The sequence below is a fragment of the Hyphomicrobium sp. CS1BSMeth3 genome (genome assembly GCF_900117415.1).
GTDB lineage: Bacteria > Pseudomonadota > Alphaproteobacteria > Rhizobiales > Hyphomicrobiaceae.
Genome location: NZ_FPEI01000004.1, coordinates 643,848 through 666,593, shown reverse-complemented (window position 1 = coordinate 666,593; position 22,746 = coordinate 643,848). Strand labels below are relative to the sequence as shown.

Sequence of the window (22,746 nt, the reverse complement as noted above, 5' to 3'; positions counted from 1 at the left end):
GCGGAAACCCGGCGGCGGCTTGGAGGACTTTATAGCGTCCCGCGGCCTGCTTGGAATGCTTCAATCGTCGGAGGGATCGGCTCTGCTCAGGCGCTGGAGGCCGGTGCCGAACGCGGCGGGTCTTCGGTCTGGGAAGGATCGTCGTTCTCGGGAACGTAGGCTTCGCGCGTTCGCGCGATCGGGATCGAGACCTTGCCGAGATGCTGGGCGAGATCGACGGTCGCGTGCCGGCCAACGGCCGAGGCGTGCCGATCCAACCACTTGCCGGCTTCCGTGTGGCCGGCGAGGAAGAGGCGCGAGATGGTCGTCCGGTCAGGTTGGATCTTGCTGTCGGCGGGCAGGATCGCCGTGTGGTGGCCGGCCTCGACGAGGTGGAACCGGTGGCGCGCAAGGCGCCGCGCCGGCGTATCCGTGCGCCGCCACCAACCCATGTCGGCGGCTGCCCGTGCCGCCTCGATCAGCTCGATGTCGCGGCGCAGAGGCTGGTTGAAGGTAATGCGGCTGACCGTGCCGGCGATCTCGCGCGCCGAACGTGGCACGCCCGGCTCATCCATCGCGCTGAGCAGAACAAGGAGTGTGTCGCCGATCGGGCTCTCGGCGGCGAGCGTGACGAGGTCGGGATTGGCCGAGAAACCGCCATCCCAGTAGGCACGGCCCTCGATCTCGACAGCATGGTGGATGGTCGGCAGGCAGGCGGAGGCAAGCACGGCCTCGACGCTCAGCTCCGCGCGGCGGAAGAGGCGTTTGGCGCCGGTCGCGACATCGGTCGCAGCAATGAGCAGCTCGAGATCGGCATAAGCGCGGATGCGCTCGAAATCGATGTGCCCGTTGAGAATGCGGCGGAGAGGATCAAAGCCGAGCGGATTGAAATCATAGGGCGAAAGGAGTGCGGCGACAGGACGGCTGATGCCGCGAAGGAATGGGTTGAGCCGCATGAGGTCGGGAACTCCCGCCTCCTGCACGGCTTCCCACACCCTGCGGAGCGTCTGCCGGGCTTGCTCGCGGCCGCCACTGGCGAGGCCGCTCGCGAGTGCCGCGGCATTCACCGCGCCGGCACTGGTCGCACTGATCCAGGAAAAGCGAAGCGGCTCGTCATCCTCGAGCAGGCGATCGAGCACGCCCCAGGTGAACGCGCCGTGCACGCCACCGCCCTGGAGCGCGAGATTGATCGCGCGTTGCCGCTTGCCGCCAATTCCGAGCACGTACCCCTCCGCGCCGCCTTGTTGCATTGCATCATGGCAGAGTGGAGACGGGGGCGACAATCGGCAGGCCGTTCACGTTTGTGCATAGCATCGTGACGCCGAACGCCGGTTCCAGGTTGCGGGGCGTCAGAACATCAGCCGGCGGGCCGTGCGCGGCAATGCGCTGATCTGCGAGCAGAACAACGTGATGTGCGAAGCGGGCAGCGAGGCTCAAATCGTGCAGGGCAACGACGATGGTGCGGCCTTCCGTCGCGAGCCGCTGAAAGAGCGTGAACAGGGCAAGGGCGTGTGCCGGATCGAGGCCGGCCGTCGGCTCATCGGCGACGAGCAGCGGCGCCTCCTGAGCCAGCGCGCGGGCAACGAGCACGCGGGCGCGTTCGCCGCCGGAGAGTTGCGAGACCGGCCGATCGGCAAGACGCTCGATATCCATGGCGCCGAGGGCCTGCGCGATCACCTCGGGATCGGCGTCGTCATGCGGCAGGCGGCCGAGGGCGACCACGGCCCTCGCGGAAAGCGGCCAGTGCACGGCGCGCTCCTGCGGCAGGTAGGCAACGGCGCGGGCGAGCTCGGCGCGCGCGAGCGTTTCGAGCGGGCGGCCGGCGAATGCGATCTGGCCGCGCTCAGGTGCGAGCAATCCGGCACAAGCGCGTAGCAGCGTCGATTTGCCGGCGCCATTGGGCCCGACGACGGCGGTGACCTGCCCGGTCGGAACCGCGATGTCGACATCGTGGAGCACGACACGATCGCCGAGCGCGAGACGCACCTTTTTGAGCGCGACCGTCATGGCGCCAGCTCCCGCCGCGTCGACACAACCAGCCAGACGAAGAAGGGCGTGCCGATCAGCGCCGTGAGCACGCCGAGGCGAATGCCGCCAGCGGGCGAGACAATGCGCAGCGCAAGGTCGGCCGCGAGCACGAGGGCGGCCCCGCCGAGCGCACTTGCGGGCAGCAAACGCGACGGCACATGCCCGACCAGTGGACGCAGAATGTGCGGCACGATGAGGCCGACAAAGCCGATCGTGCCGGAGACGGCCGTGGCCGCACCAACTGCGAGCGCCGTGCCGGCGACGACGAGCAGGCGCAGACGTGCAAGCGACGTACCGAGGTTCGCAGCAACTTCCTCGCCGAGCGTCAATGCATCGAGATCCCGGCCGAGGCGCGCAAGCACGGCGAGGCCGGCAAGAATTGGTGGTGCGGCGAGCCAGACGTGGGTCATGCTGCGATCGCTGAGCGAGCCCATGAGCCAGTAGACGATCTCGACCGCAGCAAAGGGATTCTGCGAGAGCGTGAGCACGAGGGCGATCAGTGCGGTCGTGAGACTCGCGACGGCGACGCCGGAGAGGATCAGCGTGATGGGGCCGCCGCGCTCACCTGCGAGCCAAAGCACGACAGCCATGGCGCCCGCCGCACCGACGAGGCCACCAAGGGGCAGCCCGAAGACGAGGCTCGCGGCGAGGCCGGTATGGATCGCGAGCACCGCGCCGAGGGCTGCACCACCCGAAATGCCGATGATACCGGGCTCGGCGAGCGGATTGCGCAGGTAGCCCTGCAAGGCCGCACCTGAAAGACCGAGCGCGGCGCCGATGAGGAGGCCGAGCAACGTGCGCGGCAGGCGGATCTCGGTGAGAATGAGCCAGGCCTGATCGGCGCTCGAAAAACTCAGCCCTGCAGGGCCGACCGCAAGCGAGGCGAGTGCGAGCAACAGCACCAGCACAGCGAGACACGGCGTGACGTACGGCTGCGCGTGAGGGCTCATGCCGGCGGTCTCCGCACCGCGAGACGCCGTCGCAGATCGGCGAGCACATCGATGGTGTCGGCAATGTACGGGGTGCCGCAGATCCAGTCCCGCCAGGGAAGAACCGCCGTCGCGCGGTCGTGCATGACGGCCCTGAGCGCCGGATGGACCAGCGCATCGGCGACGACCGTGCGGTACTCGTCGCTCGGCCCGGCAAAGAGGAGAAGGTCGGGCGGGTGCGCGACAATGGCCTCGATGCTCACGCGACCGCCGCGGTCAGCATGAAGGTCGGGGGCAAGATTGCGGAAGCCTGCATGGCTGAGCGCCTCGTCCTCGAGCAGTCCTGTGCCGGAGACAATGCCGTTGATCTGATAGATGACCGCCGAGGGGCGCCCTTCCTCGGGCGCGCTGGCCGCGCGGGCGCGCGCAAGGCGCGCATCGAAGGCGGCGATGGCGGCACGCGCTTTCTCGGTGTCGCCCGTCGCCTCGGCGACCCGGAGCAAAGATGTGCGAACGCCTGCGATATCCTGCGCCATTGGGATCTTGACGACGCGCAGCTTCAGGCGTTCGAGCATGGAAATGGTCGCGGGCGCCGTGAACTCCGCCGCGAGAACAAGATCCGGTGAGAGGGACAGAACCTCCTCGGCCTCGCCGCGGATGCGTCGGATGGGCTGCACGCGCTCGGCAATGGGCGAGGCGCGCGGATCGTTCGCGGAAGGGCTCAGCGCCGCGATGCGCTCCGGTGCCACCAGATCGAACAGCAGGATGTCCGTGCAGAGGTTCAGCGAGACAATGCGCTGAGGTTTGGTGCCCTGCGCGGACAGGCTCGCCGGCATGAGGGCAAGCGCCAAGGCGGCGAGAGCGCATCGAAGGATCATGTGTGCGCCTACCGGTCCCGCTCGTGGAAATGATCATAAATGCGCTGGGCCGTCTCCTGCGAGATGCCGCTGACGGCCGTGAGATCGGCGACACTCGCGCGGCTCACGGCCTTGGCCGAGCCGAAGTGATGGAGCAGCGCGCGCTTGCGCGTTGGGCCAATGCCCTCGATCTCATCGAGCGGATTGGCGCTGATGGCCTTCGTGCGGCGCGCGCGATGGGCGCCGATGGCAAAGCGGTGGGCTTCGTCGCGCAGCCGCTGGACGAAATAGAGCACGGGATCGCGCGCTTCGAGCATGATGGGGCGATCGCGGCCAGGAATGTGGAAGTGCTCGCGGCCGGCATCGCGGTCCGGTCCCTTGGCGACGCCGATGAGCGCGACGTCGTCGATGCCATAGCCCTGGAACACCTCACGCGCGACATTGAGCTGGCCGAGGCCGCCATCGATGAGCACGACGTCCGGCTTGTCGGGGAACACCGTCTCCTCTGCTTCCTCCGCTTCGTCGGAAGGAACCACATCTGCGGTCGTTTCCGGCACTGTATCGATATCGACAGGGCTTTCGTCGATGGCGGGCGCCGTCGACCCGGCAATGCGCTTGAAGCGCCGTGTGAGCACTTCGCGCATCATGGCGTAGTCGTCGCCCGGCGTGAGATCAGCAGACTTGATGTTGAACTTGCGGTACTGGCCTTTGACTATGCCGTCCGGGCCCGCAACGATCATGCCGCCGACGGCATTCGTGCCGGACACGTGGCTGTTGTCGAACACCTCGATACGGCGCGGCACCTGCTCCAAGCCGAAGCGGTCGGCGAGCGCTTCGAGCAGCCGGCGCTGGGAGGCACCCTCGGCAAGACGGCGACCGAGCGCTTCCTTGGCATTGGCGAGTGCATGCTCGACGACGCCGGTCTTGGCGCCGCGCTGAGGCACGCGGATCTCGACCTTGCGCTCGGCCTTGAGCGAGAGCGCCTCCGCCAAAAGCTCACGGCTCGGCACATCGTGCGAGAGCAGGATGAGGCGCGGCACGGGCTTGTCGTCATAGAACTGCGCGATGAAGGAATCGAGCACTTCGGCGAGCTCGATGGAGCGGTCGGCGCGCGGGAAGTAGGCGCGGTTGCCCCAGTTCTGGCCCGTGCGGAAGAAGAAAACCTGGACGCAGGTCTGCCCGCCGTCCTGATAGGCGCCGAAGACGTCCGCTTCCTCGATGCCTTCTGGATTGATCGTCTGGTCGGCCGTGACGTGGCTCAGTGCCGAGAGGCGATTGCGGATCGCGGCTGCGTGCTCGAACTCCAGCGCATCGGAGGCGGCCGTCATGCGCGCCCGCAGCTCCTCGCGCACGTGCTGGCTGTCGCCGCGCAGGAAGAGGCAGGCTTCATCGACGAGCTTGTTGTAGTCCTCAAGGCTGATCTCGCCGGTGCACGGCGCCGAGCAGCGCTTGATCTGATAGAGCAGGCAGGGGCGCGTGCGGCTCTCGTAGACGGAGTCCGAGCACGAGCGCAGAAGGAAGGCGCGCTGCAGCGTGTTGATGGCGCGGTTGACGGCGCCGGCCGAGGCGAAGGGGCCGAAGTAGTCGCCTTTGCGTTTGCGCGCGCCGCGGTGCTTCATGATCTGCGGGGCGCCATGGTCGCGCGAGATCAGGATGTAGGGAAATGACTTGTCGTCGCGCAGGAGGACATTGAAGCGCGGACGGAAGCGCTTGATGAGGTTCGCCTCGAGCAGCAGCGCCTCGCTCTCCGTGCGCGTCGTGACGAACTCCATGCTCGCGGTCGCGGCGATCATGCGCGCAATGCGGTTCGTGTGGCCGCCGAGGCGCGTGTAGTTCGAGACGCGTGCCTTGAGGCTCCGCGCCTTGCCGACGTAGATCACATCGCCCTGGGCATCGATCATGCGATAGACGCCGGGCGCCGCAGGCAGCGTCTTCAAATAGGCGTTGATCACATCGGGGCCGCGCGGGGCGGGTGGCGCGTCCGCGGGCGGTCCCCCATGCTGGCCATTCTGCTGGATGTCGGTCGGCGCGCTCATGGCGGGACAATTGGGCCGGTCCTGCGCCCTGGTCAAGTCGCGCCCTAAACACGATATAGGCTATAAGTGAACGCGGCGCCCTGAAAGGCCTCGCCCCTACAACACGGACCGGAAAGAACCATGAGCGTCGAGCCGGATGTTGCCGTCTTCCTGCCCTTCGAGAACAGCTATGCCCGGCTGCCGGAGCGCTTCTACGCGCGCCTCGCGCCGACGCAGGTGAGGGCGCCGCGCCTTGTGAGGCTCAATGAGGATCTCGCGCGGGAGCTTGGGCTCGATCCGGCTTATCTGGCCTCGCCCGAGGGTGTCGAGATCCTGGCCGGTAACCGCGTGGCCGGCGGCTCCGAGCCCATTGCCATGGCCTATGCGGGCCACCAATTCGGTGGGTTCGTGCCCCAGCTCGGGGACGGGCGCGCAATTCTGCTGGGCGAGGTGATTGATCGGACGGGTCAGCGCCGCGACATCCAGCTCAAGGGCTCGGGGCCGACGCCGTTCTCCCGGCGCGGGGATGGCCGCGCGGCGCTCGGGCCGGTTCTGCGCGAATACATCATCGGCGAGGCCATGTACGCGCTCGGCATTCCGACGACACGGGCATTGGCGGCCGTGACCACGGGCGAGGACGTGATGCGCGAGAAGGCCCTGCCCGGTGCCGTGCTGACGCGCGTCGCGGCAAGCCATATTCGTGTGGGCACCTTCCAGTTCTTTGCCGTGCGCCGCGATGAGGAGGGGCTCAGGGCCCTGACGGACTACGTCATCGAGCGGCACTATCCCGATCTTGCCGGCAGCGAAAATCCGGCCGCCGCGCTGCTCATGCGCGTCATCGACAAGCAGGCCGAGCTGATCGCGCGCTGGATGCTCGTCGGCTTCATTCATGGGGTCATGAACACGGACAACATGGCCATCTCGGGTGAGACCATCGACTACGGCCCCGTCGCCTTTATGGATACGTTCGACCCGGCGACCGTCTACAGCTCGATCGATGAGCACGGGCGCTATGCCTACGGCAATCAGCCGGTCATCGGGCAGTGGAATCTCACGCGCCTCGCCGAGGCGCTGCTCCCGGTCATTGCGGAGGATCGCGAGAAGGCGGTCGAGATCGCGCAGGAAGCGATCAACGCCTATCCCGGAAAATTCGAGGCAGCTTTCATCGCGGGCTATCGCAGGAAGCTCGGGTTCTTCGCGGCTGAGGACGGTGATCCCGCGCTGGTGAAAGAGCTCATGGACCTGATGGCCGCGAACAATGCGGACTTCACGCTGACGTTCCGAGGTTTGTCGGAGGCCGCGGGCGATCCGGCTGCAGATGCCAAGGTGCGTGCGCTGTTCGACGATCGAACGGCCGCCGATGGCTGGCTGGCGAAGTGGCGGGAGCGGCTTACGCGCGAGGACGGCGATCCCGCGGACCGTGCTGCGGCGATGAAGGCAACGAACCCGGCTTTCATTCCGCGCAATCATCTCGTCGAGGAAGCGCTCAACGCAGCCGTCAACAACGGCGATCTCGCGCCTTTCGAGAAGCTGATCGGCGTACTCGCGCGACCCTTCGACGATCAGCCGGATGTGCCCGAGTACACACTGCCGCCGCGCCCCGAGCAGGTCGTGCGCGCGACATTCTGCGGGACCTGATCAGCGCCGGCCGCCGGCAAGGCTCGTCGAGGCCGGATCGGCGCGGAGCCGTGCCATGGCCCACATGCCGATGGCGGGGCCGATCGCCAGGATCATGAAGGCGTACGTCCAGCCGAGCCCCGTCACCACGTAAGGCATCACGTGGATCGTGACGAGCGTCAGCAGGAAGCCGATGCACGTCTGCACGGTCAGCATGGTGCCGACGAGCGTGCGGTCGCTCAGCTCCGTCACCGAGGCCGAGAACTGCGCCGAGTCCGAGACGACCGTGATGCCCCAGATGATGCCGATGAGCAGAATCAGCCACGCAGGGCCGCCATAGGCAAAGCCCATGATCAGCGCGCATGTCCCGCTCACGGCGAGCGAAGCAATGGTGACGGCCGTGCGGCCGACACGGTCGGCAGCCCATCCGCCGGCGAGACAGCCGATGGCACCGCTCGCGATCACGAGAAAGGTCGCGATGCTCGCGCCGATCGGCGGTGACGCGCCATAGCGGAGCGCGAAGCTCGCGCCGAGAAATGTGCCGATCCAGGCCCACATGGCATAGAGCTCCCACATGTGGCCGAAGTAGCCGAGATTGGCGAGGCGCAGCGGCCGGCGGCGGAAGGCTTCCGTCGCATTGGCGAGGCGGAAGGGCGGCGCGGGCGCGCGGTTCGGACCGAGATCGACCCAGCGAATGAGCACCGCTCCGATGAGAGCGCACACGCCCGCGACGATGCACGGCACGCGCCAGTCAAGGCCGAGCGGCACGAAGAGATGCGGCATGGCCGAGCCGAGCGTGACCGCGCCGACAAGCAATCCAATCAGCAGACCGAGGTCGCCTTTCGCCCAAGTGGCGGCCATTTTCATGCCGACGGGATAGACGCCGGCCAGACAGAAGCCGGTGGCGAAGCGAAGCATGGGAACGGTTACGTCGGTCGGCTCGAAGAGGACGACGAGCAGACAAGCGATGCCGGCGATGGCAGCCGCGGTCATGAAGAGATTGCGCGGGTCATAGCGATCGGCGGCGCTGAGGAGCGCGCTCGTCAAGGTGCCCGCGACGAAGCCCGCCTGCACGCTGCTCGTCATCAGGCCTTCCTGGAAAGGCGTCAGCGTCCAGCCCTGGCGCATGGCGGCGAGCGATGCGGTGGTCGCAAACCATGTCGTCATGGCTGTGACCTGGGCCAGCAGCAGGAAGATCAGCGAGCGCGTTCGGGCTGTCGCATCGGCGCTCGCGGACATGACCTCAATCCTTTCGCTGTCGATGAGATTCGGGTGCGAAAATGCCGAAGGCCGCGCCGATGAGCACGAGGCCCGCCGCGCCTGAGAGGAGGGCAATAACCGGCCCATAAAGATCGGCAATGAAGCCGAGGGCAAGGGGGCCGACGACGTAGCCGATGTCGCCCGTCATGCGGAACGTGCTCATGGCGGCGGCATTCATGCCGGGCGGGGCGGAGTCGGCGGCATAGGCTGCGGGCGCCGCGCCACCGGCCGCGATCGCGATACCCCAGACGATGCAGGCGGCGACGAACCAGGAATAGGAGGGGGCAAAGCAGAAGAGCACCATCGAGAGGCCGCTGATGACGGTGACGGGCACGATCACGGCCTTGCGGCCGAACTTGTCGGCGAGCCAGCCTGCGGGATAGGAGGCGAACAGCCCGGCCACGCTGCCGAGCATCAACCCGAAGCCAATGGCAGTGACGGAAAGGCCGAGCCGCGCCGTCGCCAGGATGGGGATGATGGCGAAGAGGCCACCCGTGCGCACGACGGCATTCATCAGCGAGATGAGGCTCACGAGGACATAACCGACGTGGCGGGTCAAGGTGCGGATCTGAGCCACGAACGAGAGGCTCGGGGCGCCGCTCGCACTTGGTGCCCGCGCCATCTCGCGCGTCTCGCGCACGGCGAACCAGGCAACGACGGTCGCAAGGAAGCTGCCGAGCCCGGTGAAGACGAAGGGCGCGGCGAGCCCGAAGTGCTCGGCCAGCAGCCCGCCGGGAAAGGGGCCGATGCCGACGGAGAAGATGAACGTGCCCTGGTAGATCGCGATCATGCGCCCGCGGATCTCGGGTGTGCTGATGTCGGCGAGCACGACCTGTCCGGTCGTGAGCACGAGGCCGGCGCCGAAGCCCGCGACGAAGCGCGCGATGATGAATTCGGGATAGCTCGTCGCCAGGGCGCACCAGAGATTCCCGGCCGCCGAGACGAGACCGCCGATGGCGAGGCTCGGCCGCCGACCGACCCAGTCGGAGATCTGTCCCGCCGGGAGCGCCGAGAGGCAGCGCGCGAGCCCGTAGGCGGCGACGGCCATGCCGATTGCCGAAGCCGGAACGCCGAACGATTGCGCGTAGAGCGCCAGTGACGGCACCATGGCCCCGAAGCCGAGCTGGTTCACGGCAACGAGCACGCACATCCAGAGCAGTATGCGGCGTTCGAGCGACATGCGCTGACCGATCTCGCTCAGCCGTTGTCGCGAACGATCGTTTCGCCCTTGATGTTGTCCACGGTGACGTAGGACTCGTAATAGGTGATCACCGGCTCGGCGCCGAAGCGCACCTTGGCCTCGGCGCGCCATTCAGGGCTGAACCAGGCTTCGGCCGCTTCCCGCGATGTCCAGGTGTAGACGCCGCCTCCGCCAGCCTCGCCATTCAGGAAGTCCTTGCGCAGAAGCCCCTTGTCGCCGAGCGCGCGGAAGGTCGGCGCCGACTTCGTCTGTGCGGCGATTGCGGCTTCACGCGGGCGCTGGGGCATGGGGATCTGGACCACGGCGATAATCATTCCGTGCACTCCTGGGTGTGGCTTGGCGCGATTGCCGAAGCGATGAAGGGGCGACATCATAGATGCGGCCGCGACTCTGCCAAGCACGCGGCGGGAACGGGGGAAGAAGTGGTCCACTGCATTGACGATCGGCGCCGTCGGCGCAAGCGAGATCGGCTGGATGCCGCTCCCGGCGCCGCAACCGAGACCGGCGTCGTGCGCATGGCGCTTGCCTGGACGCGCCCGTGAACCGCGCCTTTCTGCCGATCCTGGCGACGCTCTATCTCCTCGGCTTCGCAAATCTTTTCCTGCGCCAGAGCTTCGGCGTCGTGGCGCCTGAGCTCGAGCGCGAGATGGCGCTTTCGCCTGCCGTTCTCTCGACGATCGCGAGCTCGCTTTTCTTCGCCTACGCGCTGATGCAGGTTCCGACAGGGATGCTGCTCGATCGCTTCGGCGGTCGCGTGGTGATGAGCACGATGCTCGTCTTCACGGCGATCGGGACTGCGCTCTTCGCGGCTGGCGGCTCAGCGGAGATGCTCACCTTGGCGCGCATCCTCATGGGCATCGGCACGGCCGGCGCTTTCACGGGGGCGTTCTATGTCTTGGTGAACTGGCTGCCGGCGGACCGCTTCGTGACGCAGACCGGGGCGCTCAACAGCTTTGCCGCGGTTGGTAATCTGTGCGCGACGGCGCCGCTTTCGGCGCTGATCGTGCTCATCGGATGGCGGCAAAGCTACTGGCTCTTTGCGGCGTGTGTCGCTGTACTGACGCTCGCGCTCGCGGTGATCGTACGCGACGCGCCGCCGGGGCACGTGCCGCGCACCACCAAGAAAGAGACATTCCGCGAGGTGCTGGCTGGCGTGCGCGAGGCCGTGCGGCAACCCGGCATGAAGCGCCTGCTCGTGGCGGGCTTGCCGATGTCCTTCTCGGGCGTGATCTCTGGTGTGTGGGGCGCACCCTATCTCAAGCACATTCATGCCCTCGACAACATCGAGCGTGGCAGCATCCTGTTGCTGATGGCGATCGGTGGCATCGGCGGGCACTACTTCTACGGTCGCGTCGCCCGCTACTTCAACACGCTGAAGTGGCCCATGCTCGTCGGCGGCACGATCATCCTTACCGTGGCGGCGCTGATGGCGCTCATGACGCGCCCGCCGCTGTGGCTCGTGACCACGCTCTTCGTGATCGCGAGCATCTGCAGCGCCTACCCGACGATCGTGATGACCCACGGCCGTGGTCTCGTACCGGCCCGGCTCTTGGGGCGCGGTGTCGCCGTTGCCAACATGGGCATCATGACGGCGATTGCGGGTGCGCAGTTCGTGTTCGGTTGGGTGGTCGGCATCTTTCCTGCCGTGGCTGGTGTGCCGCCGGAAATGGCCTACCGGACGGCGTTCGGCGTGCAGGCCGCGATGGCGCTCGTCGGCCTCGTCATTCTCGGCCCCATCCGCGACGTGCATCCGCGCGGGTGAGGGCGGTTATTTCAGGCCGCGCACTTCTCCAGCAGCGGCACGACCCAGTCGATGAAGATCTGCAGCCGGCGGGAGAGTTGCCGGCGCTGCGGATAGAGCAGGGTCATCGGCAAGGGCGGGGCACGATGCGCCGGCAGAACCTCGACCAGCGCGCCGGCCGCCATCGGCTCGCGCACGTCGTAGGCCGGGATTTGGATCATGCCGAGGCCGGCAAGGGCGCAAGCAATGTAGGCCTCGGCATTGTTGACGATGACCTGGCCGTGCATGGGGCGGCTTCGCAGAGCGCCGTCCTCCTGCCACTCCCAGTCCTCGATGCGTCCCGTCGAAGGGGAGGCGTAGAGGACGGCCTGATGATCGTCGAGATCGGCTGGCGTGTGCGGCGTACCACGCGCTGCGAGATAAGCCGGGCTCGCGCAGTTGATGAGCTCGAGGTTGGCAATGCGGCGCGCGATCAAGGTGGAATCGCCGAGCGGGCCGACACGGATGGCGCAGTCGACGTTCTCCTCGACGAAGTTGACGATGCGGTCGGTGATGCCGAGATCGATCTGCAGTTGGGGAAAACGCGCGAGGAACGCCGGAAGCGCGGGCGCAATGATCAGGCGGCCAATGCGGCCCGGAACGTCCACGCGCAGCTTGCCGCCGACGTCTGACGAGGACTGACGGAAGAGGCCTTCGGTTTCCTCCACATCGGCGAGGAGCCGCTGGCAGCGCTCGAGGAAGGCGATGCCGTCGTTCGTCAGCGAGACGCGCCGTGTGGTTCGGTTGAGCAGGCGAGCGCCAACACGCGCCTCGAGATCCCGGATGGCCGTCGAGATCGAGGAGCGCGGCAAGCCGAGTGAGTTCGCGGCCACCGTGAAGCTCGCGCACTCGGCGACCCGGACATAGATGCGGAAGAGGTCGATGCGGTCCACGAAGCCAGCCTATTGTTCGAGATTTGCGATCAGTTTTGTTCAAACACGGCGATTTATGCAATGCGCAACAACTGTGTAACGTCATCTCCGACGCGGTCGCGCAGCGCGGCTGCCATGTTTCAGGAGATGGAGCGATGGCGGATCACAGCATCAAGGGAAAGACGGCCCTCATTGCGGGTGGGGCGAAGAACCTGGGCGGCCTGATCGCGCGCGATCTGGCGGCGCACGGGGCGAAGGCAGTTGCCATCCACTACAACAGTGCGGCCTCCAAAGCCGCCGCCGATGCCACGGTCGCTGACGTGAAGGCGACGGGCGCTGCGGCGTACGCCTTTCAGGCGGACCTGACCGGAGCTGCGGCCATGGAGAAGCTGTTCGTGGACGCAAAGGCGGCCATGGGCGGCATCGACATCGCGATCAATACCGTCGGCAAGGTGCTGAAGAAGCCGATTGCCGAGATTTCCGAGGCCGAGTTCGACGAGATGAGCGCCGTCAACTCCAAGTCGGCCTTCTTCTTCATCAAGGAAGCCGGCAAGAGCCTCAACGACAATGGAAAGCTGGTAACGCTGGTGACATCGCTGCTCGGCGCTTTCACGCCCTTCTACGCCGCTTATGCCGGTGGGAAGGCGCCCGTCGAGCACTACACACGCGCCGCGGCAAAGGAGTTCGGGGCTCGCGGCATCTCCGTCACGGCCATAGGTCCCGGGCCGATGGACACGCCCTTCTTCTATCCAGCCGAGGGCGCAGATGCGGTCGCCTATCACAAGACCGCTGCGGCGCTCTCGCCCTTTTCCAAGACCGGCCTGACCGACATCGAGGACATCATCCCGTTCATTCGCCTGCTGGCATCGGACGGCTGGTGGATGACCGGACAGACGATCCTGGTGAACGGCGGCTACACCACGAAGTGAGGGCGCACAAGCCCGGTTCTTCTACGCCCAAGGCAGACCTTGACCTTGACGTGGTGCGATCGTATTGCACGCGACGGTTGATTTATCCGTTGTCTTACTAGGAAAGCGCATGCATACGGTTATTGTGACGGCCGCTGGCCTCGTATTGCTCGGAATGTTCCTCCTCCTCGCGCGCTTCTGGGCCTCCGATCGCGGCATCCTCGCGGTCGGCGCCAAAGCCTTCATTCCAGTATGGCTGGCGCTAACGCTGGTGAACCTCTGGATCGGCGTCCGCTACGCGGGCTACACTCTGCTCCAAGAGCTGCCGATCCTGGTGATCACCTTCGGTATTCCGGCCGCGGCGGCGCTCTTGGTCATAAAGCGAACCGGAGGGCGCAGACGCCCCTGAGAAGAAGATAATGGCTGCAGAGGCGCACGGCCCGGACCTCGTGAAGATCGTTGCGCTGCTCGGGGCGGCGGTTGTTGCCGTTCCGCTCTTCAAGCGCCTCGGGCTCGGCTCGGTGCTCGGCTATCTCGCGGCCGGGCTCGCAATCGGCCCGTTCGGCCTCGGACTCTTCTCGGATCCGCAGGCCATCATCCATGTCGCCGAGCTCGGCGTCGTGATGTTCCTCTTCATTGTCGGCCTAGAAATGGAGCCCTCACGCCTCTGGGGTCTCAGGCGCGAGATCTTCGGGCTCGGAGCGCTGCAGGTCGGCACGTGCAGCGTGCTGTTGTCCCTCGTCGGCATAGTCCTCGGCTTTCCGCTCGGCGTGTCTTTCATCGCTGCGGCCGGGTTCGTCCTCACGTCGACGGCGATCGTCATGCAGGTGCTCGAGGAGCGCGGCGATCTCTCGACGCCCAAGGGCCAGCGCATGGTCTCCGTGCTGCTGCTCGAGGACCTCGCCATCGTGCCGTTGCTGGCGCTCGTTGCGTTCCTCGCGCCCGGCGGCGCCGACGCAACGCTGATGGACCGCGTGACGGCAGTCGGGATCGGCATTGCCTCGATTGCCGCGCTGATCGTCGTCGGGCGCTACCTGCTCAATCCCATGTTCAGCCTGCTCGCGAATGCCAAAGCGCGCGAGATACTGACGGCGGCGGCGCTGCTCGTCGTGCTCGGCTCGGCGCTGGCTCTGCAACTCGGCGGGCTGTCGATGGCCATGGGGGCGTTCCTCGCGGGCGTGCTGCTATCGGAATCCTCCTTCCGTCACCAGCTCGAAGCCGACATCGAGCCCTTTCGCGGACTGCTGCTCGGGCTCTTCTTCCTCGGCGTCGGCATGGCGCTCGACCTTGGCGTCATCGCCAATAACTGGCGGCTCGTGCTGATCAGTGTCGTCTCTTACATGGTGCTGAAGTTCAGCGGCATCTATGTGGTTGCACGGCTCCTGAGGACCGGGCATCGCGAGGCCATCGAGCGCGCCGTGATCATGGCCCAAGGCGGCGAGTTCGCCTTCGTTCTCTATGCAGCCGCGACGAGCGTCGGCCTTCTCACGGGCGAGAAGAATGCCGTCCTGACCGCGGTGATCATCATTTCGATGGTGCTGACGCCGCTGATGATCATTCTGCATGATCGTTTGATGCCGCCGATGGCGCAGTCCATGGATGGTGTCGAGATCGCCCGAGGTCTCTCCGGCAATGTGCTGATCATCGGCTTCGGCCGCTTCGGGCAGATCGTCAGCCAGCCGCTGCTGGCGCGCGGCCATACGATCTCGTTCATCGAGACGGACACCGAGAGCATCAGAGATGGTGCGGAATTCGGCTTCAAGGTGCACTACGGCGACGGCACGCGCCTCGACGTCCTGCACGCAGCGGGCGCGGGGAACGCGCGTGCCATCATCATCGCCATCGACAAGCGGGAGGCGACGACGAGGATCGCGGAGATCTGCAAGGCCGAGTTCCCGCTGGTGCCGGTCTTTGCGCGCTCGTTCGATCGCACGACGTCGCTCGAGCTCGTCCAGGCGGGTGTGGACTACCAGATCCGGGAAACTTTCGAGTCGGCACTGGCAATGGCGGAGGAGGCCCTCGTCAGGCTGGGGTGCGACCAGACGGATGCCGCGGACGTGATCGTCGAGTTTCGCCGGCGCGATGCCGAGCGCTTCGAGCTCGAGGCCAGTGGCGGACTTTATGCCGGTCGCGCGCTCCTCATAGGCAATATTCCGATCTCGCAGCGCCGCGGAGAGGAAACTGCCGATGCTGGCCATACTCTCGGCAAATCAGTGAGCTAAGGGCCGCCCGGATAGAGAGCCCGTGTGGCGCGGGTGTGCGAGGAGCGGAGGGAGATCGGCAGCATGGCTGGCTGGCGGCTGCGGGCATTTCGGGCCTGCGCAGGAGCACTTCTTTTTGCGCTGGCGCTCGCCGGCGCGTCTCTCGCGGCAGCCGCGCAGCGCATTCCCGACGACCTCGCGGCACGTCTCAACGAGCGCCAGATCGCGGCCTATCGCGCCTATCTCGCCGCACGCGCACCCTTCGATCGGCGGCTCGACGCCTACTGGGCGGAAGTGGATACGTTGCGCGAGGGGCGGCGTCGCAAGCGGGCAGGCGGCGTTCCTTTGGCGGTGGCGGACTACGTCTCGGAGCATCCGCCGCAGTACGAGGGCCCGCCCATGCCGGCGGATGTCGCGAAGATCATCGCGGACCTGCGCCCGCCGAAGCCCGATACGGAGATCGCCGGTCTCCATGATTTTCTGGCGGCGGCAAAATCCGAGTACGGCTATGTGCCGGCCGCTGTCGCCGAGCGCGAGTTCAAACGGCGTTATGCGCTGGAGGCTCTGCGCGTCGGGCTCAGCAAGGCACAGGTCATCGACGTCTACTCACTGGAGACCGGCGGCCGCGGTGTCTACGACATGCAGGCCGGCATCGATCCGGAGACGCGAAAGGGCCGGCCGATCTCGACGGCGCTTGGCTATGCGCAGCTCCTCGCCGGCAACTCGGTGAACGAGGTCGCGAAGCACGGCGGCACGTTCATCAACCGGCTCGAAGACATGGCGCGGGCACGCGGCGTCTCGCCGGGGCGCGCCGCGTACCTCAAGCGCAAGGCCGCGACCGTGCGCAAGATGGTGCGCGCGGCGAAGTCGGTACCTTACCAATGGGGGCGCCACGTGGCGCTTGGCAACACGCCGCGCGGGCAGGGCATCCACGCGCTGAACCTCGATCCCGACATTGGGCCATGGCTGCAGGTCATCAAGCTCAGGGGTGTGCTGGACCATGGCCTGCAGGCGGGCCGCACGTCGCTTTCGGGCCCGGAGCTCGAGCTGATGAACCTCGCCGGACCGGGTACGGGCCTCGAGATGATGACGCCGATCGGGCGGCGGATGCCGACGACGAATTTCTTCACCCGCGCCGCCTATGGCCGCAACACCATTGTGCGCGAGAAGAACGGCGCCGAGCTGCTGGCGGCGCTGGAGCAGCGCATGCGCATCAACGAGAAGCGCGCTGGTGCCGTCGAGTTCGCGCGCATCTTCGATGAGATCGCCCGCGAGCGCAGGTAGGCACCGCGGCGGCGCCTTTTCCATCAGCCGGCGGGATTGCGCAGGCGCCCAAACCGACTATTGTGCGGTGCAGTATCCGCACTGACTTTCCCACAAGGACGCTCCATGGCCACCGCCCAACGCGCCGCCGCGCCCTCGACATCTGCGACCAATCTCGACGCCTGCGCCAGCGCGCTTGCGGCTGCGGAGCGGCTCCTGCAACTCGCGCGGAGTGCGGTCGGCACGAAGTCTGCAGCGGCGGGGCGCAGCGACAGCGCGCAGCACGCGCTGCACGGCCTCGCGTGGCTTGCGACGTACGTCGAGGCGCTGCGGCAGATGCTCGGCTGGGCGCAGCGTCTCGAAGCCGACGGCCGGGCCGGCGAGATGGAGCGCCTGCTGGTCGGTGCGGCCTTCGGCGAGTACCTCGCGCAGATCGGCGGCGGCATTCCCATGAGCCAGGGCGAGATCGTGCGCCCAGGGCAGCTCGGCATTCCCGCAGCCGAGGTCGCGCGCTTCCTCGCCGAGCCGGCTGTGGCCGAGCTTGTCGAGAACGGCTTCTCCGATGATGTGAAGGTGCGGATTGCTGCGCTCATCGCTGACCAGCCGGGTGCGACGACCTTCGGCGATACCGGCATGGACGAGACGCTCGCCGCCATGCGCGAGGAAATGCGCAAGTTCGCCGTCGAGAAGGTGATCCCGCACGCGCACGAGTGGCATCTGGAGAACCAGTACATCCCTCTCGATGTCATTGCCGAGATGAGCGCCATGGGCGTGTTCGGCCTGACGATCCCGGAGGAGCACGGCGGGCTCGGGCTCGGCAAGGAGAGCATGTGCCTCGTCTCGGAGGAGCTTTCGCGCGGCTATATCGGCGTTGGCTCGCTCGGCACGCGCTCGGAGATCGCGGGCGAGCTGATCCTCCAGAACGGCACGGACGAGCAGAAGGCGAAGTATCTCGGTGCCATCGCCTCGGGCGAGATCCTGCCGACGGCGGTCTTCACCGAGCCCAATACGGGCTCTGATCTGGCCTCGCTCAAGACGCGCGCCGAGAAGCACGGCGATGTCTACAAGGTCTATGGCCAGAAGACCTGGATCACGCATCCCGTGCGCGCGGACGTCATGACGCTGCTCGTGCGCACGAACCCGAATGAGCCCGGCTACAAGGGCCTTTCCATGCTGCTCGCGGAGAAGCCGCGCGGGAGCGACGAGAATCCGTTCCCGGCCGAGGGTATGACGGGCGGCGAGATCGAGGTGCTCGGCTATCGCGGCATGAAGGAGTTCGACATTTCCTTCGATGGCTTCGAGGTGCCGGCGAGCCAGCTTCTCGGCGGCGCCGAAGGCCAGGGCTTCAAGCAGCTCATGGCGACCTTCGAATCGGCACGCATCCAGACGGCGGCGCGCGCCGTCGGCGTTGCCCAGTCGGCGATGGATCTCGCGCTCAAGTATGCGCTGGAGCGCGTGCAGTTCGGCAAGCCGATCTACTCCTTCCCGCGCGTCGCCAACAAGATTGCGATGATGGCCGTCGAGACCATGATCGCGCGCCAGATCACCTACTACGCCGCGCGCGAGAAGGACGAGGGCCGGCGCTGCGATCTCGAAGCGGGCATGGCCAAGCTGCTCGCCGCGCGCATTGCCTGGGCGAACGCGGACAACGCGCTGCAGATCCACGGCGGCAATGGTTTCGCGCTCGAATATCCGGTGTCGCGCGTGCTCTGCGATGCCCGCATTCTGAACATCTTCGAGGGCGCGGCCGAGATCCAGGCCCAGGTCATTGCCCGGCGGTTGCTCGAAGGGGCCAACTGATCGAGCACAATGGCGTGAGCGGCTGTGCCGCGTTTCGCGATCTGCTATCCTGCCAAGGATAGCCAGAAGGTGATCGTCATGCTGCACGCAGGCGTCGTCGCTCCCGCAAACACAGCACTCTATCCTCCGACCATCGTACCGCCGGAAAAGCCGATCGCGCTCAAGCGGGCGCTTGTCGAATACGTGCGCAATCCGCTGCGCGTAATCTCGCGCCCGGTCTATGAAGAGCCGATGGTCGTGTTCGAGCCGGCTCCGGGACGGCTCGTCGTCTGGGTGACGCGGCCCGATCTCGTCGAGCAGGTGCTGATTACCGGCGCTGACAAGTTCCAAAAAACGGATGTCGAGCGGCGCGTGCTCGGCGGCAGCCTCGGTGATGGTGTGCTGACGTCGGTCGGCGCGCATTGGCGCTGGCAGCGGCGCACGATGGCGCCACTCTTCCGGCACCAGGAGATCCTGACCTATGTGCCCGAGATGTCGGCGGCGGCCGAGGTGCTTGCCGCTCAGTGGCGTCGAGGCGGCTCCCGCGTGCGCGCCATTGATGCGGATATGATCGACGTCACGTTCGACGTCATCGCACGCACGATGCTGACGGGCGGCGTGCCGGCTGAAGCCGAGCTGATCAAGCGCGAGGGTACGGCCTTTCTCGCCAACAGCTCATGGGAGCTCGCCTGGGCGCTGATGAAATTCCCCTCGTGGCTGCCACATCCCGGAACCTGGACCCGGCGGCGCGCCGGGCGCCGGCTACGTCAGGCCGTCGGCAATATCGTCGCGCGGCGTCAGGCCGAAGGCGCGGGTGGCAACGATCTCCTCGGGCGTTTGCTCGCAGCACGTAATCCCGAAAGCGGCGCGCCCATGGGTGATGAAGATGTCATCAGCAATCTGCTGACGCTGCTGGAAGCCGGACATGAAACGACGGCGCGCGCTCTCACATGGGGGCTCTATCTGCTGGCGCGGGCGCCCGAATGGCAGGAGCGCGTGCGGGCAGAGGTCATAGCTGTCGCCGGCAATGCGCCGATCGAAGCCGCGCACATCCCGCGCCTTGCGATCACCGATCGCGTCATGAAGGAAGCCATGCGGCTCTATCCGCCGGCGCCGGTTATCGTGCGGACGCCGACGAGCGAAGCCAGGATCGGCGATGTCACTATTCGCCCGCGCGCGCAGGTCGTGATCCCGATCTATGCCATTCACCGTCACCGCAAGCTGTGGGATGACCCGGACCGCTTCGATCCCGATCGCTTCCTTCCCGAGCGCGAGAAGGTCATGCCGCGTGCGCAATACATGCCCTTCGGTGCGGGGCCACGCATCTGCCTCGGCATGTCGTTCGCGCTGGTCGAGGCCGTAGTGCTGCTCGCGACATTCATCCGCGCCGCGCGCTTTGATTGGGACGGCCGGCACCTGCCCGAGCCCGTCAGCCGTGTCACGCTCCGGCCCAAAGGCGGGATGCCGCTCGGCGTCATGCCCCTGCCGTCATAGGCGCGCGACCTTCAGGTCCCGACCTTGAGGTCGGCAGGCGAAATCAGCACGGAGAACGCCTCGCACCAGATGATGACGCTTGCATATTTGCTGATGTCCGTGCCGGCAGGGATCGCGTAGCGCTGGCTGCCCTTGAAAGCCCGGAGGCGCCCGAGGTCGACGAACATCTGCCCCTTGAGATCCCCCGAACGGCGGAACTCAGCCTTGGGCACGAGATAGACATGGTACTTGGGTCCTGGACCGACCTCGAAGCTGTCTTCCAGGAAGATGTTGTCGCGCCTGACGGTGACCGCGCCTTTTCCCCAGTGCACGGGATCGGAGGGATCGGCGTGGATGAACGTTCCGCGCGCGACGACCGGCGCCGTCATGTCCGCCTGGGTAAGCGTCTCGGCGGCGGTGGGTGGCGGGAAGATGTGTGGAAAGAAGAAAATGCCGGCCGCAAAGCCGAAGCCAGTGCCGAGCACGCCGCCGAGCAGAAATGCGATCAGCCATCGCGCCACGTCGATATCTCCCGCAGAATGAACTCCGGTCGAACTTAGGGGATCGAGAGGAGGCGCGCCACGCGCCCGGATCGGCTAACCTGCGCGGCAGGTTCAATTCTCCGCGAGACCATGATGCCCCCGAGCGAGCCTTCTTTCACTATCGGCATAGAAGAGGAGTACCACCTCGTCGACGTGCGCACGCGTGCGCTGGCAACGGAGGCGCCGGCAGGTTTCTTAGAGGACTGCGAGCGTGCGCTCGGTCCGCAGGTCTCGCCCGAGTTCCTGCGCTCGCAGATCGAAGTGGGCACGCGCCCCTGCCGGACGCTCGGCGAGGCCTCGGCGGATCTCAAGCGGCTGCGCGCCGGCATTGTCGCAAGCGCCGCGCGCCACGGTCTCGCGCCGATCGCGGCGTCGACGCATCCCTTCGCGCGCACGGGGCAGGCCCCTCATACGGACCGCGAGCGCTATCACACCCTGGCGCGCGATCTTGCCGGTGTCGGCCGTCGCCTCCTCATCTCTGGGATGCACGTCCACATCGGCATCGAGGACGACGAGCAGCGCATCGACCTGATGAACCAGCTCCGCTACTTCCTCCCGCACCTCCTCATACTGTCGACCTCCTCGCCGTTCTGGGAGGGCGAAGACACGGGCCTCAAGAGCTGGCGCCTCGCGATCTTCCGCGAGCTGCCGCGCACGGGCCTGCCGGGGCGCTTCAACAGTTGGGACGAGTATCGCCAGACCGTCGAAGTGCTCGTGCGCGGCAAGGTCATGGAGGACGCCTCGAAGATCTGGTGGGACCTGCGGCCCTCCGCCCGCTTCCAGACCCTCGAGATGCGAATCACCGACGTCTGCACGCGGCTCGAGGATGCGGTGACCGTCGCAGCGCTCTTCGTCTGTCTTGCGCGGATGCTCCATCGGCTGCGCCGCAACAACCAGAGCTGGCGCACCTATCCGGTCTTTCTTCTGGAGGAGAACCGGTGGCGGGCGCAGCGCTATGGCCTGCAGGGTTCGCTCTTCGACTTCGGGCGCGGCGAGCTCGTTCCGTACGCGGATCTGCTAGAGGAAATTCTGGCAATCATTCATGAGGATGCGGTGGCGCTCGGCTGTCTGGAAGAGGTCCAGGGTGCGCGCCGTATTCTTGCCGAAGGCACGAGTGCGGACCGCCAACTCGCCTGCTTCGCGCGTGCCATCGAAAGCGGGGCCACGCACCAGGAAGCCCTGAATGCCGTCGTCGATCATCTTGCTGCGGAGAGCTGTCGCGGAACGTGACAGTTTCTTGACTGGACTATGCAGAAATCTTAAGCATGGGAGTGCGTTGTCCAAGGGCTAAAGCTCATGTTTTTGCTCAAGGATGCGGAGGTCGTTGCTGCTGGAAGCACGCGCAACGTGTACCGCCATCCTGATGATCCGAACCTGTTGATCAAAGTGATCCGGCCCTCGGCGGTCAAGGAGCGCTTCGAGCGTGGTGCGCCTTGGTACAAGCTCAACGTCAAGCGCCGCCGTTATCGGCATCTTATTGCCTATCTGCGCGAGATCCGTGAACAGATTGCCGTCCACGCCACGGGCAGTGAGCACCCGCCGTTCCTTCAGAAGATCGTCGGCGTCGTCGAGACCGACATGGGCATGGGCTTCGTCGTCGAAGCCGTGAGGGGGCGGGATGGTGCCTACGCCCCGACTGTCGCGGAGCTCATCCAGCGGGGCGAGATGGACCAGTCGGCCTGGGACAAGCTCGGGACGTTCTTCCAGGATCTCATGAACTCACCGGTGATCGTCGCCGATCTCCATCCCTCGAACGTCGTCCTCGGCTATACGCCGGAGCATGGGGACCACTTCGTGCTCATCGACGGGATCGGGTTCAAGAACATCATCCCGATCGTGCGCATGAGCGCGCGCGCCAACCGCTGGAGCAAGTCGCGCAAGGTTAAGCGGCTTCGCACCGCCGTCGAGGCGCAGGTCGCCCGCGTTGCTGCGGGGGAAACCATGGTCGAGGAAAGCAGGCCGAAGGGGGCCGTTCGCCGGTCAAATCTTGCCGGTAAAGGCAGAACTCTGATCATTACCCTTGCCGGGCTCTAGCCGGCCAG

Annotated in this window: 20 protein-coding genes; 10 read left to right on the top strand and 10 right to left on the bottom strand. The window is 66.4% G+C overall.

The genetic code is table 11. The features are described 5' to 3' along the window. Nucleotides 1-86: 86 nt before the first annotated feature. From CS1BSM3_RS07355 to uvrC, 5 genes are read right to left on the bottom strand one after another with little or no spacing between them, the layout of a single operon-like run. Nucleotides 87-1,202 carry a patatin-like phospholipase family protein gene (locus tag CS1BSM3_RS07355; RefSeq protein ID WP_244540446.1) on the bottom strand — a complete coding sequence of 372 codons (1,116 nt, stop codon included), beginning with the start codon at nucleotides 1,200-1,202 and terminating at the stop codon, nucleotides 87-89. 31 nt (nucleotides 1,203-1,233) lie between these two features. Next, entirely contained in the window at nucleotides 1,234-1,986 is a 753-nt protein-coding gene (locus CS1BSM3_RS07350; RefSeq protein ID WP_072386348.1) for an ABC transporter ATP-binding protein, read from the bottom strand. Further along, nucleotides 1,983-2,957 carry a FecCD family ABC transporter permease gene (locus tag CS1BSM3_RS07345; RefSeq protein WP_072386347.1) on the bottom strand — a complete coding sequence of 325 codons (975 nt, stop codon included), beginning with the start codon at nucleotides 2,955-2,957 and terminating at the stop codon, nucleotides 1,983-1,985. Before CS1BSM3_RS07345 ends, CS1BSM3_RS07350 begins: the two co-directional genes overlap by 4 nt. Continuing rightward, nucleotides 2,954-3,814, bottom strand: a complete 861-nt coding sequence (locus tag CS1BSM3_RS07340; RefSeq protein ID WP_072386346.1) for an ABC transporter substrate-binding protein — start codon at nucleotides 3,812-3,814, stop codon at nucleotides 2,954-2,956. The genes CS1BSM3_RS07345 and CS1BSM3_RS07340 overlap by 4 nt, the downstream gene beginning before the upstream one ends. A gap of 8 nt (nucleotides 3,815-3,822) precedes the next feature. Then, a complete protein-coding gene (gene uvrC / locus CS1BSM3_RS07335) occupies nucleotides 3,823-5,829 on the bottom strand; it encodes an excinuclease ABC subunit UvrC (RefSeq protein WP_072386345.1) in 2,007 nt (668 codons plus the stop codon). Nucleotides 5,830-5,949: 120 nt separating this feature from the next. On the opposite strand from uvrC, the gene CS1BSM3_RS07330 reads away from it, so the two are divergent. After that, nucleotides 5,950-7,446 (top strand): protein adenylyltransferase SelO, encoded by a 1,497-nt coding sequence (locus tag CS1BSM3_RS07330; protein WP_072386344.1) that lies wholly within the window; start codon nucleotides 5,950-5,952, stop codon nucleotides 7,444-7,446. Here CS1BSM3_RS07330 and CS1BSM3_RS07325 read toward each other — a convergent pair whose 3' ends face one another. From CS1BSM3_RS07325 to CS1BSM3_RS27895, 3 genes are read right to left on the bottom strand one after another with little or no spacing between them, the layout of a single operon-like run. Continuing rightward, nucleotides 7,447-8,664, bottom strand: a complete 1,218-nt coding sequence (locus tag CS1BSM3_RS07325) for an MFS transporter (RefSeq protein ID WP_072386343.1) — start codon at nucleotides 8,662-8,664, stop codon at nucleotides 7,447-7,449. A gap of 4 nt (nucleotides 8,665-8,668) precedes the next feature. Next, nucleotides 8,669-9,865, bottom strand: coding sequence for an MFS transporter (locus CS1BSM3_RS07320; RefSeq protein WP_072386342.1), 1,197 nt, complete (start codon nucleotides 9,863-9,865; stop codon nucleotides 8,669-8,671). Between the two features lie 17 nt (nucleotides 9,866-9,882). Next, on the bottom strand, nucleotides 9,883-10,200 hold the full coding sequence (locus tag CS1BSM3_RS27895; RefSeq protein ID WP_072386341.1) for a hypothetical protein: 318 nt from the start codon (nucleotides 10,198-10,200) through the stop codon (nucleotides 9,883-9,885). A 224-nt stretch (nucleotides 10,201-10,424) separates the two neighbouring features. On the opposite strand from CS1BSM3_RS27895, the gene CS1BSM3_RS07310 reads away from it, so the two are divergent. Then, nucleotides 10,425-11,648 (top strand): MFS transporter, encoded by a 1,224-nt coding sequence (locus CS1BSM3_RS07310; protein ID WP_072386340.1) that lies wholly within the window; start codon nucleotides 10,425-10,427, stop codon nucleotides 11,646-11,648. An 11-nt stretch (nucleotides 11,649-11,659) separates the two neighbouring features. Here the strand turns inward: CS1BSM3_RS07310 and CS1BSM3_RS07305 are convergent, their stop codons facing one another. Then, complete coding sequence (locus CS1BSM3_RS07305) at nucleotides 11,660-12,559, bottom strand: LysR family transcriptional regulator (RefSeq protein ID WP_072386339.1); 900 nt, start codon at nucleotides 12,557-12,559, stop codon at nucleotides 11,660-11,662. A gap of 134 nt (nucleotides 12,560-12,693) precedes the next feature. Here CS1BSM3_RS07305 and CS1BSM3_RS07300 point away from each other — a divergent pair, with 134 nt between their 5' ends. From CS1BSM3_RS07300 to CS1BSM3_RS07275, 6 genes are all read left to right on the top strand, one after another. After that, the gene (locus CS1BSM3_RS07300; RefSeq protein WP_072386338.1) at nucleotides 12,694-13,467 is read left to right on the top strand and encodes an SDR family oxidoreductase; all 774 of its coding nucleotides are present in this window, start codon (nucleotides 12,694-12,696) and stop codon (nucleotides 13,465-13,467) included. Between the two features lie 109 nt (nucleotides 13,468-13,576). After that, on the top strand, nucleotides 13,577-13,855 hold the full coding sequence (locus tag CS1BSM3_RS07295; protein ID WP_072386337.1) for a hypothetical protein: 279 nt from the start codon (nucleotides 13,577-13,579) through the stop codon (nucleotides 13,853-13,855). A 10-nt stretch (nucleotides 13,856-13,865) separates the two neighbouring features. Beyond that, on the top strand, nucleotides 13,866-15,668 hold the full coding sequence (locus CS1BSM3_RS07290; RefSeq protein WP_072386336.1) for a monovalent cation:proton antiporter-2 (CPA2) family protein: 1,803 nt from the start codon (nucleotides 13,866-13,868) through the stop codon (nucleotides 15,666-15,668). Nucleotides 15,669-15,731: 63 nt separating this feature from the next. After that, the gene (locus CS1BSM3_RS07285; protein WP_072386335.1) at nucleotides 15,732-16,931 is read left to right on the top strand and encodes a hypothetical protein; all 1,200 of its coding nucleotides are present in this window, start codon (nucleotides 15,732-15,734) and stop codon (nucleotides 16,929-16,931) included. Nucleotides 16,932-17,036: 105 nt separating this feature from the next. Further along, complete coding sequence (locus CS1BSM3_RS07280; protein ID WP_072386334.1) at nucleotides 17,037-18,710, top strand: acyl-CoA dehydrogenase family protein; 1,674 nt, start codon at nucleotides 17,037-17,039, stop codon at nucleotides 18,708-18,710. 24 nt (nucleotides 18,711-18,734) lie between these two features. After that, nucleotides 18,735-20,183: a cytochrome P450 gene (locus tag CS1BSM3_RS07275; protein ID WP_244540445.1), complete on the top strand. Its 1,449-nt coding sequence runs from the start codon at nucleotides 18,735-18,737 to the stop codon at nucleotides 20,181-20,183. Between the two features lie 11 nt (nucleotides 20,184-20,194). On the opposite strand, the gene CS1BSM3_RS07270 is transcribed toward CS1BSM3_RS07275, so the two are convergent. Beyond that, a complete protein-coding gene (locus CS1BSM3_RS07270; RefSeq protein ID WP_072386333.1) occupies nucleotides 20,195-20,683 on the bottom strand; it encodes a DM13 domain-containing protein in 489 nt (162 codons plus the stop codon). Nucleotides 20,684-20,794: 111 nt separating this feature from the next. Here CS1BSM3_RS07270 and CS1BSM3_RS07265 point away from each other — a divergent pair, with 111 nt between their 5' ends. Both CS1BSM3_RS07265 and CS1BSM3_RS07260 read left to right on the top strand, forming a co-directional pair. Beyond that, nucleotides 20,795-21,934 carry a carboxylate-amine ligase gene (locus CS1BSM3_RS07265; protein WP_210188747.1) on the top strand — a complete coding sequence of 380 codons (1,140 nt, stop codon included), beginning with the start codon at nucleotides 20,795-20,797 and terminating at the stop codon, nucleotides 21,932-21,934. A 66-nt stretch (nucleotides 21,935-22,000) separates the two neighbouring features. Then, complete coding sequence (locus tag CS1BSM3_RS07260; protein ID WP_072386331.1) at nucleotides 22,001-22,738, top strand: YrbL family protein; 738 nt, start codon at nucleotides 22,001-22,003, stop codon at nucleotides 22,736-22,738. Nucleotides 22,739-22,746 lie beyond the last annotated feature (8 nt).

What these genes read in the sequence shown, in the direction of transcription:
- CS1BSM3_RS07285 (WP_072386335.1), top strand. Translation starts at nt 15,732, where the DNA reads ATGGCTGGCTGGCGGCTGCGGGCATTTCGGGCCTGCGCAGGAGCACTT.
- CS1BSM3_RS07350 (WP_072386348.1), bottom strand. Translation starts at nt 1,986, where the DNA reads ATGACGGTCGCGCTCAAAAAGGTGCGTCTCGCGCTCGGCGATCGTGTC.
- CS1BSM3_RS07340 (WP_072386346.1), bottom strand. Translation starts at nt 3,814, where the DNA reads ATGATCCTTCGATGCGCTCTCGCCGCCTTGGCGCTTGCCCTCATGCCG.
- CS1BSM3_RS07330 (WP_072386344.1), top strand. Translation starts at nt 5,950, where the DNA reads ATGAGCGTCGAGCCGGATGTTGCCGTCTTCCTGCCCTTCGAGAACAGC.
- CS1BSM3_RS07290 (WP_072386336.1), top strand. Translation starts at nt 13,866, where the DNA reads ATGGCTGCAGAGGCGCACGGCCCGGACCTCGTGAAGATCGTTGCGCTG.
- CS1BSM3_RS07280 (WP_072386334.1), top strand. Translation starts at nt 17,037, where the DNA reads ATGGCCACCGCCCAACGCGCCGCCGCGCCCTCGACATCTGCGACCAAT.
- CS1BSM3_RS27895 (WP_072386341.1), bottom strand. Translation starts at nt 10,200, where the DNA reads ATGATTATCGCCGTGGTCCAGATCCCCATGCCCCAGCGCCCGCGTGAA.
- CS1BSM3_RS07260 (WP_072386331.1), top strand. Translation starts at nt 22,001, where the DNA reads ATGTTTTTGCTCAAGGATGCGGAGGTCGTTGCTGCTGGAAGCACGCGC.
- CS1BSM3_RS07320 (WP_072386342.1), bottom strand. Translation starts at nt 9,865, where the DNA reads ATGTCGCTCGAACGCCGCATACTGCTCTGGATGTGCGTGCTCGTTGCC.
- CS1BSM3_RS07265 (WP_210188747.1), top strand. Translation starts at nt 20,795, where the DNA reads ATGATGCCCCCGAGCGAGCCTTCTTTCACTATCGGCATAGAAGAGGAG.
- CS1BSM3_RS07300 (WP_072386338.1), top strand. Translation starts at nt 12,694, where the DNA reads ATGGCGGATCACAGCATCAAGGGAAAGACGGCCCTCATTGCGGGTGGG.
- CS1BSM3_RS07345 (WP_072386347.1), bottom strand. Translation starts at nt 2,957, where the DNA reads ATGAGCCCTCACGCGCAGCCGTACGTCACGCCGTGTCTCGCTGTGCTG.
- uvrC (WP_072386345.1), bottom strand. Translation starts at nt 5,829, where the DNA reads ATGAGCGCGCCGACCGACATCCAGCAGAATGGCCAGCATGGGGGACCG.
- CS1BSM3_RS07295 (WP_072386337.1), top strand. Translation starts at nt 13,577, where the DNA reads ATGCATACGGTTATTGTGACGGCCGCTGGCCTCGTATTGCTCGGAATG.
- CS1BSM3_RS07325 (WP_072386343.1), bottom strand. Translation starts at nt 8,664, where the DNA reads ATGTCCGCGAGCGCCGATGCGACAGCCCGAACGCGCTCGCTGATCTTC.